Below are 11,900 nucleotides of genomic sequence, written 5' to 3' on the forward strand. Positions count from 1 at the left end.
CGCCAAGCTCATATGCAAAATTCCCTGCCGTAGGCGGCGCGAGGTGAATTACACCGCCCTGCTGTGCAACTGCTTCGCCGGGTCCAGATGAGCATCGAACGCCGCGGCGACGCTGCGGACCAGAAAGCGCGAGTCGCTTGCGACCGCGAGACGGTCGCCGTCGAGCCTGACGATGCCGTCCGAGATCAACGGCTTCAGGCGCGCGGCCGACTTCAGCATCGCTTCGGGTTCCGCACCATGGCGCGCACAGATGTCGCCGAGATCGGCGCTGAACTCGCACATGATGCGTTCGATGATGTCGGCGCGGAGCCGGTCGTCGTCGGTGAGCCCGTAGCCCTTCGCGGTGGCGAGGCGGCCGGCGGCGACGCTCTGGGCGTAGGCGCCGATCTGCACCTGGTTCTGCACATAGCCCTGCGGCAGATGCCCGATCGCGCTCGCGCCGAAACCAAGCAGGACTTCGCCCTTGTCGGTGGTGTAGCCTTGGAAATTGCGCCGCAGCGTCCGTTCCTCGAAGGCCACGGCCATCGCGTCGTCGGGGCGCGCGAAATGGTCGAGCCCGATCTGGACGTAGCCGGCCTCCTTCAACGCATTGGCGATCGCGCAGGCCTGGTCATGACGCGCGAGGCCGTCGGGCAGCACGGCCTCGTTGATCATGCGCTGGTGCTTCTTGAAGTCAGGCACGTGCGCATAGCCGAACACCGAGAAACGATCGGGCCCGAGCTCGAGGCTGCGCCGAACAGTGTCCAGGCAGGACGCGACGGTCTGGTGCGGCAGCCCATAGATGAGGTCGAAGTTGATCCCGTTGATGCCGGCGCGATGCAGCCTATCGACGACGGAGGCCGTCTGCTCATAGCTCTGCACGCGATTGATCGCGCGCTGCACGACCGGATCGAAGCTCTGCACGCCCAGGCTGGCGCGGTTGACGCCGGAGAGCCGCATGGCCTCCACCATCTCGGCAGTCAATGTGCGGGGATCGATCTCGACCGCTATCTCGGCCGAGGGCAGCACGAAGAACGAATGGCGCATCGCCGCCATCAACTCGGCAAAAGCCTCCGGCGCCATGATGGTCGGCGTGCCGCCGCCGAAATGGATGTGCTCGACCTTGATGCGGCGGCCGATGGTCTCAGACACCTGCGCGATCTCGCTGCGCAGCGTCCGCTGATAGGATGCGATCAGCCCGTCGCGGCGAACGATCTGGGTATGGCAGCCGCAATACCAGCACATCTCGCGGCAGAACGGCACGTGCAGATAGAGTGACGCGCTGGCGCCTGCCGGGAGCCCGGCGAGCCATTCGGCATAAGTATCCGGGCCGACCGCCGGCGAAAAATGCGGCGCGGTCGGATAGCTCGTGTACCGCGGCAATCTCTCTTCGCCGTAGCTCGCTGCGAGATCGGTCCTCATATCTTACCCATTCGTAAATCGATGCCGCGCGGTGGCGCGGCAAATCCCGGATGGCATTGGATGACCCGTTTTCGGGCGAACCACCTTGCGCTCGCTCAAAGTCCGAGCGCCGGATCGGAGCCAAGATCACGTTCAATCATGACTCACTGGAGATAGGCCATGGCGTCGCTCGCGCTCGATCTCGTTCTCTGGCTCACCGGCGTTCGCGGTCATATCCCGCGCTTCGACGATTTTCGTCCCGTCCCCGCGGCACCCTCCGTCGGCGCAGGTTATCTCGTGCGGGTGCTGGCGATCACGGCCGCCATCTTTGCTGCGCTGTCGCTCGCGGTCTGGGGCACGGTCTGGATTGCGATTCAGCTTCTCTGATCGATAACCAAACATTCACAGTCGAGCGTCGTTGAACATGCGAACGATTTGCCGCTGGCGCAACTGGCGCCGCGCGACGTCGTGCGCTTCGCACGGCCGATACGCGCTTCGGCAAACCTCTTAAGGATTTTACCGGAGGCGAATTCGGCAAAAGCTTGTCGCAGCGCAAACACTCTTGCCGTAACAGGCGCAGACTGCATCCGTCATCAAAACCCTTTCAGATGAAGGATGCTTCCGATGTTCACCCGCAGAGCCGCATTGATCAGCGCCGCCGCGACCGCCCTGATGCTCGCGACACCCACGTTCGCCGCCGGCGACCTCAAGCTGCCGCGACAGAAGGTCGAGCTGGTCGCCCCGCCCTTCGTGCACGCGCACGAGCAAGCGACGACGCAGGGGCCCAAGATCGTCGAGTTCAAGCTCAACATCGAGGAGAAGAAGGTCGTCATCGACGACAAGGGCACCACGTTCCAGGCCATGACCTTCAACGGCTCGATGCCGGGCCCGCTGATGGTCGTGCATGAAGGCGACTACGTCGAGGTGACGCTGGTCAATCCCGCGACCAACACCATGCCGCACAACATCGACTTCCACTCCGCGACCGGCGCCCTCGGCGGCGCTGAGCTCACGCTGGTCAATCCCGGCGAGCAGGTCGTGCTGCGCTGGAAGGCAACGCGGACCGGCGTGTTCGTCTATCACTGCGCCCCGGGCGGCCCGATGATCCCCTGGCATGTCGTCTCCGGCATGAACGGCGCGGTGTTGGTGCTGCCGCGCGACGGTCTGAATGACGGCAAGGGCCACGCGCTGAAATACGACAAGGTCTACTATGTCGGCGAGCAGGACATGTATGTGCCGCGCGACGAGAAGGGCAACTTCAAGTCCTATGATTCGCCGGGCGAAGCCTTCACCGAGACCGAAGAGGTGATGAAGAAGCTGATACCCTCCCACGTCGTGTTCAACGGCAAGGTCGGTGCGCTCACCGGCAAGAACGCGCTGACGGCCAAGGTCGGCGAGAACGTGCTGATCGTGCATTCGCAGGCCAATCGCGACAGCCGTCCGCACCTGATCGGTGGCCATGGCGACTATGTCTGGGAGACCGGAAAATTCTCCAACGCGCCGGAGACCGGGCTCGAGACCTGGTTCATCCGCGGCGGCTCGGCGGGCGCTGCGCTCTACAAGTTCCTGCAGCCCGGCATCTACGCCTATGTCACGCATAATCTGATCGAGGCAGCCGACCTCGGCGCCACCGCGCACTTCAAGGTCGAAGGCAAGTGGAACGACGATCTGATGACCCAGGTGAAGGCGCCCGCGGAGATACCGGCTCCCAACACCAATTAGACGCGACAGGGGGCCGGTCATCGCCGGCCCCTTCCTTCTTCGGGGGACGACCATGCTGATCGCATTCAAGCTGAAACTGCTGCTCGCCTGCGCCGCAGGGCTCGCAGGGCCGATCGCGGTGGCGCCGCTGGTCTCGGACATGGCGGTCCATCGCGCGGCGACGGAGCCTGCCATCGTCAGGGTCGCGCCGGGCAATCTCTCCTATCGCGAGGCCGGCGATTTCACCCGCGCGGGGCTGCAGGCCGAAGTGCCGCTGCGCGCGATGCGCTTCAACCGGCCGCTGCAGATCATGCGGCACCAGGTCTCGTCATCCGACTATCAGCTTTGCGTGCAGGATAGCGCGTGCCGCGCGCTCGATCGCGGCGTCGCGATTGCGTCCGATCGTCCCGCGGTCCAGGTGAGCTGGCACGATGCGCAGGCCTATGCGGGCTGGCTGTCGCGCAAGACCGGCCACACCTATCGCCTGCCGAGCGACGCGGAATGGGCCTTTGCGGCCGGCTCCCGGTTCAGGGACGACGGCGCGCCTGTGGACGCAGACGATCCTTCAAAGCGCTGGATCAGCCGTTACGAGCGTGAATCCGAGCGCGACCTCTCCGACACGACGGCCTATCCGTTCGGCAAGTTCGGCACCAACGAGCACGGTATCGAAGATCTCGCCGGCAATGTCTGGGAATGGACCTCGACCTGCTTCGTGCGCTCGCGGATCGACGCAGCCGGCAATGCCGGCCGCCCCACCGTGAATTGCGGCGTGCGCGTCGCCGAGGGTGCGCACCGCGCCTACGTCACCGACTTCATCCGCGACGCCCGCGCCGGTGGCTGCGCACAGGGCGTGCCGCCCGCCAATCTCGGTTTCCGCCTGGTGCGCGAGGAGCCGTCATGGGTCGCAAGCGTGTCGGCGCGGTGGGGCAAGGTGTGGGCGGCAAGGTCGTAGGTATCGCCGAGTAGCCCGGATGGAGCGCAGCGCAATCCGGGATCGGACCATCCACGAGCACCCCGGATTTCGCTACGCTCCATCCGGGCTACGGCGCATCACATCGTTCGCGCGAACATGCGAAATCCGGGCGCGCCGATGATCGCCTCGAACGCGGGATCGCGCTTCTCTTCGGCGAAGACAAATCCTGCCTTGGCGTAGGCGCGTTCGGCCGGCTGATTGCCGATCAGGAACGATATCGTCGCGCGGGCAAATCCGGCCGCTCGTCCCTTATCCAGTGCGTGCGCAAGCAACGCCTGCACGAGGCCGCGACCGCCATAGGCGGGATCGGTCGCGACGTGCTCGATCATCCAGTCGCCCTCGCCACCCTGAACCCAGCAGGCGCGCGTGTAGGTGCCGCGTCGGCGGATGGCTTCCAGCTCCGGCGCGGCCAGCCCGGTCGCGGCACCGACCTCCTCGATGGCTCGCCAGGCCGCAGGTCCCGTGCCGGCCGCCGGCAGTGCGCACAACGCGGCAGCAGGCTTGCCATCGATCTCGGCGATCAGGAATTGCGAGACATGCCACATCGACACCGCGTGTGCGGTCGTGATGCGCGCGATGAAATCGCGGCACTGTGCCTGGGGCCAGCCGAGCGTGACGTCGAACCAACCGCGCGGCCGATAGCCGCGCTGCGACGACAGGATGGTTTGTGCGATGAAATCGGCGTCTTCGGGACGCGCAGACCGTATCGTCATGCGCGCCCCCGTTGCGACGACCTTACGTGTTCTTCAGCGCGACGCGGAATTCGGCCTCGGTCTTGGCCTTGACCTCGTCGAGCGAGACGCCGTCGGCGAGCTCGATCAGCGCCATGCCGCCGTCGCCATGCTTGTCGATGGTGAAGACGGCGAGATCGGTGACGACCATGTCGACCACGCGCTCGCCGGTCAGCGGCAGATTGCACTTCTTCAGCAGCTTCGAGCCGTCCTTGGCCGAATGCTCCATCACGACGACGACGCGCTTGACGCCGGCGACGAGATCCATCGCGCCGCCCATGCCCTTGACCATCTTGCCGGGGATCATCCAATTGGCGAGATCGCCGTTCTGGGCCACCTGCATGGCGCCGAGGATCGACAGGTCCATGTGGCCGCCGCGGATCATCCCGAACGAATCCGCGCTCGAGAAATACGAGGTCGACGGCAGCTCGCTCACGGTCTGCTTGCCGGCATTGATGAGGTCGGCATCCACCTCGTCCTCATAGGGGAACGGGCCCATGCCGAGCATGCCGTTCTCGCTCTGGAGGCTGACATCGACGCCAACGGGGATGAAGTTCGAGACCAGCGTCGGGATGCCGATGCCGAGATTGACGTAGTAGCCGTCGCGCAGTTCCTTGGCGGCGCGCGCAGCCATCTGTTCACGGGTCCAGGCCATCTTAGTCTCCTGATCTCAAGCTGCCGTGCGCGGGCGGGTGTTGCGGAATTCGATGCGCTTCTTGGCCGTGCCGACCTCGACGATGCGCTTCACGAAGATGCCGGGCGTGTGGATGTGGTCGGGATTGAGTTCACCGGCCGGAACCAGATGCTCGACCTCGGCGACCGTGATCTTGGCGGCGGTCGCCATCATCGGATTAAAGTTACGCGCGGTCTTGCGGTAGATGAGGTTGCCGGCGGTGTCGCCCTTCCAGGCGTGCACGATGGCGAGGTCGGCGAACAGGCCGCGCTCCATCAGGTACTTCTCGCCGTCGAACTCCTTCACTTCCTTGCCTTCGGCGATCAGCGTGCCGACGCCGGTCTTGGTGTAGAAGGCCGGGATACCGGCGCCGCCGGCGCGGATGCGCTCGGCCAGCGTGCCCTGCGGATTGAATTCGAGTTCCAGCTCGCCGGCCAGGAATTGCTGGGCGAACAGCTTGTTCTCGCCGACATAGGACGAGATCATCTTCTTGATCTGGCGGGTTTCGAGCAGGCGGCTGAGGCCGATACCGTCGACGCCGGCATTGTTGGAGACGACCGTCAGGCCCTTGACGCCGGACTCGCGGATTGCGTCCGACAGCTCCTCGGCGATGCCGCAGAGGCCGAAGCCGCCCGACATGATCATCATGTTGTCTTTCAGAACGCCTTCGAGAGCCGACTTGGCGTCGGGATAGACCTTGTTCATGCAAATAACCTTCGGGTGAACCTTCGGCTGGCAGGCGTCGCGCCTCATTGGCGGCGATTATTAGGCGAAATCGTCCAAAGCCGTCAATGATACGGGGTTCTCCGTTCCGTCCTCCGGTGATAGAAGCTGCCCACGCCGTGGGCAGACCCGTCCGCGGCCTTGAAAGCGACAAGAAAACCCATCAAGTTGCGGGGGTTGGGCGTGGGCACGCAGGTTTCCGGTCCGCCCTTCTGGCTCCCGCGACCAACCCGATCAGGACATGCCATTGACCATGGCCCAAGGAATGAAGCGCCTCGGGACGCCGATCGCGGCGCTGCTCGGCCTCGCGCTGATCGCCCTGATCGCGACCTCCTGGCTCATCAACCGCGACGCGCTGCGCAAGGCGGTGGAAACGCAGATCCGCGACGTCACCGGGCTCGAGCTCAGCGTGGCAGGCAGCATCGACATTTCGCTGCTGCCGGCGAGCTACATTTCCTTCCATGACGTCGGCCTGAAGGGCGGCGGCACCAGCGATCCCGCGCTCCATGTCGACGTGCTCACCGCCAATCTCCGGCTGCTGCCGCTGCTGCTGCAGCGGTTCGAGATCGCCGACCTGACCCTGCTGCGGCCGCGCATCCATGTCAGCCTGAAGCAGGATGGCGAAAGCAACTGGACGCCCTTCATCCAGACCATTGCGCGCACCATGAAGCCGGGCGCCGAGAACCAGGTGTCGTTCTCCGAGATCAGGATCCAGGACGGTGTGCTCAATTACGAGGACGCCACCACCCACGCCGCCGAGAAGTTCGAGGACATCGACCTGTCGCTGGCCTGGCCCTCGATCTCGCGGTCCTTCGCCGCGACCGGACAATTCGACTGGCGCGGCGAGCGCGTCGACGGCTCGATCAGCTTCGCCGATTTCGTCGCCGCCCTCTCCGGCGACCGCTCCGGGCTGAAGGCGCGGATCGCCAGCGCCCCGCTCAAGCTCGCCTTCGACGGCAGCGTCGCCAACCGCACCAGCCCGATGATGGAAGGCACGCTCACCATCGACAGCCCGTCCTTGCGCAATGCGCTGCGCTGGACCGGTCAGCCGCAGCCCGGCAGCGGCGGCTTCGGCCGCTTCGCGCTGAAGGCGCGCGCCAATGTCGTCGGCGCCTCGATCGCGCTCACCAACGTCAATGTCGAGCTCGACGGCAACACCGCCGAGGGCGTGATGACCTACGCCAATAACGGCCGGCAGACGCTGCAAGCGACGCTTGCCGCCGACGCGCTCGACTTCACACCTTATATCTCGACCTTCCGCCTGCTCGCCAGCGGCGCCCGCGACTGGAACAGGCAGCTGTTCGATCTCAACGGGCTTTCGACCACCGACCTCGACATGCGCCTGTCGGCAGCCAGGCTGACAGTCGGGTCGTCGAAGCTCGGCCGCACCGCGATCGGCGCCAATCTGCGCAACGGCACGCTGGCGCTCTCGGTCGGCGAAGCCCAGGTCTATGGCGGCATCGCCAAGGGCTCGTTCGGGATCGCGCGCTCCGACACCGTCGCCGACGTCAAGGCGCAATTCCAGTTCACCGATGTCGATCTCCAGGCCTGCGCCTCCGAATTGTTCGGCCTCAACAAGCTGTCCGGCCGCGGCAACATCAACGTCTCGCTGCTGGCCTCCGGCTCCAGCCCGTTCGGCCTCGTGCAGTCGCTCGACGGCACTGCCACCGTGACCGGGCACGACGGTGCGATCTCGGGCTTCAACGCCGAGCAGCTCCTGAAGCGGCTGGAGCGGCGGCCGCTGTCGGGTGGCGGCAATTTCCGCAACGGCTCGACCCCTTATGACACTCTCACCGTCGCGGTGAAGTTCTCCGATGGGATCGCCACTGCCGAGGACATCCGCATCGAGGGGCCGGCTGCGAAGATCACGCTGACGGGCACTGCCTCGGTGCCGACGCGCGAATACGACATGAAGGGCGTGGCGAGCCTCAACACGACGTCCGGCTTTCAATTGCCCTTCATGGTGCAGGGTCCCTGGGACGATCCCCTGATCTTCCCCGACCCCGAAAGCCTGATCCGCCAGTCGCCTGCGGCGTCCCCCTTCCTGGACCTCCTGAAGCGGCGCATCACCGGCGAGAAGCACCCTGCACCGACAGATTCGCCGACGGCCGAGAACGCCAAGGGCAACGCGAAGTCCAACTGAGGACGGCGATCGTCCGGCGCTGCCGGACCATCGCGAATTGATCCGGCCGAATTGATGCGGCGATTGGATCGATGCGCGGATTAAGCATCTCCGCTGGCCCGACACCCCACGACCTATGTCTGACAAGATGCCGCTAGATCGGCTGACGGCCATGCGCTAGTGTTTTATACGACCGGTTAAAAACACCGGCCGTTTGAGGGAGAAAAACGTGAGATCCAAGGTTATTGGCGCAGTTTCATTGGCGGTCGCTGCGGTTGGGCTTTTTGCGGCCACTGCACCCGCCTTTGCGCAGCAGAAAACGATCACGGTCTGGTGGGGCAAGGGCTTCTATCGGTCCGAAGACGACGCGCTGATCGAGACGATCAAGAAGTTCGAAGCCAAGACCGGCATCAAGGTCGAATTGTCGCAGTACGCGATCCAGGACATGATTCCGAAGACGGTCGCCGCGCTCGATGCCGGCACCGTGCCCGATGTCGCCTATTCCGATTCCTACGACGTGCAGGCGCAGGGCAAGTGGGCCTATGAGGGCAAGCTCGAGGACCTCACGGACGTCATGGAGCCGATCAAGGGCCGGTTCGTGCAGAACACGCTGGACGCGTCGATCCTCTATAACGACGTCACCAAGAAGAAGGCCTATTACGGCTTCCCGCTGAAGCAGCAGAGCATGCATGTCGAGATCTGGAACGACATGCTGGAGAAGGCCGGCTTCAAGCTGAGCGACATCCCGACCGACTGGGCGGGCTACTGGACGTTCTGGTGCGACAAGGTGCAGCCGGGTATCCGTAAAGCCACCGGCCAGCGCATCTACGGCGTCGGCCAGCCGATGGGCGTGGAATCCACCGACGCCTTCCAGTCGTTCTACACCTTCATGGACGCCTACCACGTCAAGCTGGTCGACGACGACGGCAAGCTCCTGGTCGACGATCCCAAGGTGCGCGAGAATCTGATCAGCGCGCTGAAGGATTACACCGACACCTATATCAAGGGCTGCACGCCGCCCTCTTCCACAACCTGGAAGGACCCCGACAACAACGTCGCCTTCCACAACAAGACCATCGTGATGACCCACAACTTCACGATCTCGATCGCGGCGAAGTGGTTCGAGGACTCGCAGAACCAGGCTCTCACGCAGGAGCAGCGCGACGCCGGCAAGAAGGCCTATGAGCAGGACATCGTCACGGCGTCCTTCCCGAAGGCGCCCGACGGTTCGACCATCCGCTACCGCTCCGACGTCAAGACCGGGCTGGTGTTCACCGCGGCCAAGAACAAGGCCGAGGCCAAGCAGTTCATCAGCTTCCTGCTCCAGGAAGAAAATGTTCGCCCCTATATCGAGGGCGCGCTCGGCCGCTGGTTCCCGGTGACCAAAGAAAGCCAGGCCAGCCCGTTCTGGCAGGCCGACAAGCACCGCAAGGCGGTCTACGCCCAGTTCACCGGCGGCACCGCCGCGTTCGACTTCACCAAGAACTGGAAGTTCACGATCCTCAACAACGAGAACGTCTGGGCCAAGGCGATGAACCGGGTCGTCAGCGAAAAGGTCCCGGTCGACAAGGCCGTCGACGAGCTGATCGTCCGCATCAAGCAGGTTGCAGGCTAAATCTTCTTTCTTCCTCTCCCCGCTGGCGCGGGGAGAGGCGAAACGCTAATACCGGCCGCCTCGTGCGGCCGGAAGTCCTTTCAAAGAGTCCTGAAGAATGGCGATTACGCTCTCTGGCGATCAGTCGATGCCCGCTCCGCCCTTGTCGTCGCGGCTGACCCCGGCGCAGGTCTGGGGCATCGTGCTGCTCGCGCCCTATCTGCTCGTCTTCCTCGCCTTCGTCGTATATCCCGTCTGCTACGGGCTGTGGCTGGCGCGGGCCCCGTCGAATTATGTCGCGCTGTTTCACGATCCGATCTTCGCGCGCGCCGCGGTCAACACGCTCATCTTCCTGGTCATCGGCATCAACATCAAGATGCTGATCGCGTTGTTCCTGTCCGGCTTCTTCGCGCAGCAGCGCACCTGGATCAAATGGCTCTCGGTGATCTTCATCCTGCCCTGGGCGGTGCCGTCGATCCCGACCATCCTGTCGGTGCGCTTCATGTTCAATCCCGAATGGGGCGTGGTCAACCACCTCATCTTCTCCCTCACCGGCGATGACGGCCCGAACTGGCTGAACGACCCCGCCGTGGCGCTGAGCATGGCGATCGGCGTGCACATCTGGAAATCACTGCCGTTCTGGACGCTGATCCTGATCACCGGACGCCTTGCGATCGCGCACGATCTGTTCGAGGCCGCCGAGGTCGATGGTGCGAGCTGGTGGCAGAAATTCCGCTACATCACCTGGCCGTCGATGCAGACGCTCTACATCACCTGCACACTGCTCTCGATGATCTGGACGCTCGGCGATTTCAACAGCGTCTATCTGCTCACCGGCGGTGGCCCGGCTGACCTCACGCACGTGCTGGCGACGCTCGGTATCCGCTATCTCCGGCTCGACCAGCTCTCGCTCGCGATGGCCTCCATCGTCTGCGCGATGCCGTTCGTCCTGCCGCTCGTGTACTTTATGATGAAACGGTTGTCGCGATGAAGCTTCCCGGCGTAAGCGAATTTTCCTGGCGCGACGTCGCGATCGAAGCGCGGCTGCTGCTGATCGGTATTCCTGTCTTCCTGTGGACGATGATTCCGATCTACCACATGTTCCTGTTCGCGATCTCCCCGAAGGAGGACGCGTTCTCGGGCAAGCTGTGGCCGGATCATCCGACGCTCCACAACTTCGAGATCGTGTTCAAGCAACAGCACTACTTCCTGCGCGACTTCTACATCCAGTTCTGGAACTCGACGGTGATCGCAGTCTCCGTCGGCGTGCTGACGCTGTTCATCGCCACCGCCGCGGCGTTCGCGATCTCGCGATTGAAGGTGCCGGGCGGCCGCACCGTGTTGAACCTCGCGCTCTTCACCTATTTCATCCCCGCGGCGTTCCTCGCCGTGCCGATGTACCGCACCATGGGCAATTACGGCCTGCTCAACAATCACTGGTCGCTGATCCTGGCCATGGTGACGATTGCCAGCCCCTACGCGATCTGGGTGCTCAAGCAGGCCTCCGACAAGCTGCCTGTCGAGCTGGATGAAGCCGCGGTGATGGACGGCGCCACGACGCTCCAGATCTTCCGCCTGGTCTACCTGCCGCTGATGATGCCCTCGCTGGTCGCGATCGGCACCTATGCGGTGCTGCTCGCCTGGAACGAATATCTCTACGCGTTCCTGCTTCTGTCCAACGACCGCGAGATCACCCTCCCCGTCGCGCTCGGCAACTTCCTCGCTGCCGACGATTCGCCCTGGGAGCTGTTGATGACCACCGGCTTCATTTACGCGCTGCCGCCGGCCGCGGTCTACTACGCCTTCCGCCGCTACATGGTGGGCGGGCTCACGGCAGGCGCAGTGAAGTCCTGACAATCGAGAGCCTCGTTCCGATGGAATCGGAACGGGGCTCTCGATTCTTGTTTTGACGCGTTTTCCTTACGCGAACCGGTATCCACTTCGCTCGAAATCGCTCCCGGACGCATCGCGTCGCCGCAAGCAGGGCGTTCGAGCGACGACGT

At 64.1% G+C, this 11,900-nt stretch carries 11 protein-coding genes; 7 read left to right on the forward strand and 4 right to left on the reverse strand.

The genetic code is table 11. From position 1 onward, the window contains the following. Nucleotides 1-48 precede the first annotated feature (48 nt). Nucleotides 49-1,401, reverse strand: a complete 1,353-nt coding sequence (hemN, locus tag AB7245_RS37870; RefSeq protein ID WP_085400782.1) for an oxygen-independent coproporphyrinogen III oxidase — start codon at nucleotides 1,399-1,401, stop codon at nucleotides 49-51. Between the two features lie 159 nt (nucleotides 1,402-1,560). On the opposite strand from hemN, the gene AB7245_RS37875 reads away from it, so the two are divergent. From AB7245_RS37875 to AB7245_RS37885, 3 genes are all read left to right on the forward strand, one after another. Further along, nucleotides 1,561-1,767, forward strand: coding sequence for a hypothetical protein (locus AB7245_RS37875; RefSeq protein WP_085400783.1), 207 nt, complete (start codon nucleotides 1,561-1,563; stop codon nucleotides 1,765-1,767). A 237-nt stretch (nucleotides 1,768-2,004) separates the two neighbouring features. Beyond that, nucleotides 2,005-3,102, forward strand: coding sequence for a copper-containing nitrite reductase (nirK, locus tag AB7245_RS37880; RefSeq protein WP_439035544.1), 1,098 nt, complete (start codon nucleotides 2,005-2,007; stop codon nucleotides 3,100-3,102). Nucleotides 3,103-3,154: 52 nt separating this feature from the next. After that, a complete protein-coding gene (locus tag AB7245_RS37885) occupies nucleotides 3,155-4,033 on the forward strand; it encodes an SUMF1/EgtB/PvdO family nonheme iron enzyme (RefSeq protein ID WP_085400785.1) in 879 nt (292 codons plus the stop codon). 98 nt (nucleotides 4,034-4,131) lie between these two features. Here AB7245_RS37885 and AB7245_RS37890 read toward each other — a convergent pair whose 3' ends face one another. From AB7245_RS37890 to AB7245_RS37900, 3 genes are read right to left on the reverse strand one after another with little or no spacing between them, the layout of a single operon-like run. After that, nucleotides 4,132-4,767: a GNAT family N-acetyltransferase gene (locus AB7245_RS37890; RefSeq protein WP_085400787.1), complete on the reverse strand. Its 636-nt coding sequence runs from the start codon at nucleotides 4,765-4,767 to the stop codon at nucleotides 4,132-4,134. A 22-nt stretch (nucleotides 4,768-4,789) separates the two neighbouring features. After that, nucleotides 4,790-5,440 carry a 3-oxoacid CoA-transferase subunit B gene (locus AB7245_RS37895; RefSeq protein ID WP_085400788.1) on the reverse strand — a complete coding sequence of 217 codons (651 nt, stop codon included), beginning with the start codon at nucleotides 5,438-5,440 and terminating at the stop codon, nucleotides 4,790-4,792. Between the two features lie 15 nt (nucleotides 5,441-5,455). Further along, nucleotides 5,456-6,163 carry a CoA transferase subunit A gene (locus tag AB7245_RS37900; RefSeq protein ID WP_028151658.1) on the reverse strand — a complete coding sequence of 236 codons (708 nt, stop codon included), beginning with the start codon at nucleotides 6,161-6,163 and terminating at the stop codon, nucleotides 5,456-5,458. A 271-nt stretch (nucleotides 6,164-6,434) separates the two neighbouring features. Here AB7245_RS37900 and AB7245_RS37905 point away from each other — a divergent pair, with 271 nt between their 5' ends. From AB7245_RS37905 to AB7245_RS37920, 4 genes are all read left to right on the forward strand, one after another. Continuing rightward, nucleotides 6,435-8,324: an AsmA family protein gene (locus AB7245_RS37905; protein ID WP_085400790.1), complete on the forward strand. Its 1,890-nt coding sequence runs from the start codon at nucleotides 6,435-6,437 to the stop codon at nucleotides 8,322-8,324. 208 nt (nucleotides 8,325-8,532) lie between these two features. Next, complete coding sequence (locus tag AB7245_RS37910) at nucleotides 8,533-9,918, forward strand: ABC transporter substrate-binding protein (RefSeq protein WP_028151660.1); 1,386 nt, start codon at nucleotides 8,533-8,535, stop codon at nucleotides 9,916-9,918. Between the two features lie 97 nt (nucleotides 9,919-10,015). Next, entirely contained in the window at nucleotides 10,016-10,888 is an 873-nt protein-coding gene (locus AB7245_RS37915; protein WP_028151661.1) for a carbohydrate ABC transporter permease, read from the forward strand. After that, the gene (locus AB7245_RS37920) at nucleotides 10,885-11,751 is read left to right on the forward strand and encodes a carbohydrate ABC transporter permease (protein ID WP_028151662.1); all 867 of its coding nucleotides are present in this window, start codon (nucleotides 10,885-10,887) and stop codon (nucleotides 11,749-11,751) included. Before AB7245_RS37915 ends, AB7245_RS37920 begins: the two co-directional genes overlap by 4 nt. Nucleotides 11,752-11,900 lie beyond the last annotated feature (149 nt).

The organism is Bradyrhizobium sp. 604_D8_N2_3 (assembly GCF_051810765.1).
GTDB classification, from domain to species: domain Bacteria; phylum Pseudomonadota; class Alphaproteobacteria; order Rhizobiales; family Xanthobacteraceae; genus Bradyrhizobium; species Bradyrhizobium barranii.

Bases quoted from the DNA above. Each gene is read 5' to 3' on its own strand.
- AB7245_RS37890 (WP_085400787.1), bottom strand. From the start codon at position 4,767: ATGACGATACGGTCTGCGCGTCCCGAAGACGCCGATTTCATCGCACAA.
- AB7245_RS37905 (WP_085400790.1), top strand. From the start codon at position 6,435: ATGGCCCAAGGAATGAAGCGCCTCGGGACGCCGATCGCGGCGCTGCTC.
- nirK (WP_439035544.1), top strand. From the start codon at position 2,005: ATGTTCACCCGCAGAGCCGCATTGATCAGCGCCGCCGCGACCGCCCTG.
- AB7245_RS37900 (WP_028151658.1), bottom strand. From the start codon at position 6,163: ATGAACAAGGTCTATCCCGACGCCAAGTCGGCTCTCGAAGGCGTTCTG.
- hemN (WP_085400782.1), bottom strand. From the start codon at position 1,401: ATGAGGACCGATCTCGCAGCGAGCTACGGCGAAGAGAGATTGCCGCGG.
- AB7245_RS37875 (WP_085400783.1), top strand. From the start codon at position 1,561: ATGGCGTCGCTCGCGCTCGATCTCGTTCTCTGGCTCACCGGCGTTCGC.
- AB7245_RS37915 (WP_028151661.1), top strand. From the start codon at position 10,016: ATGGCGATTACGCTCTCTGGCGATCAGTCGATGCCCGCTCCGCCCTTG.
- AB7245_RS37895 (WP_085400788.1), bottom strand. From the start codon at position 5,440: ATGGCCTGGACCCGTGAACAGATGGCTGCGCGCGCCGCCAAGGAACTG.
- AB7245_RS37885 (WP_085400785.1), top strand. From the start codon at position 3,155: ATGCTGATCGCATTCAAGCTGAAACTGCTGCTCGCCTGCGCCGCAGGG.
- AB7245_RS37920 (WP_028151662.1), top strand. From the start codon at position 10,885: ATGAAGCTTCCCGGCGTAAGCGAATTTTCCTGGCGCGACGTCGCGATC.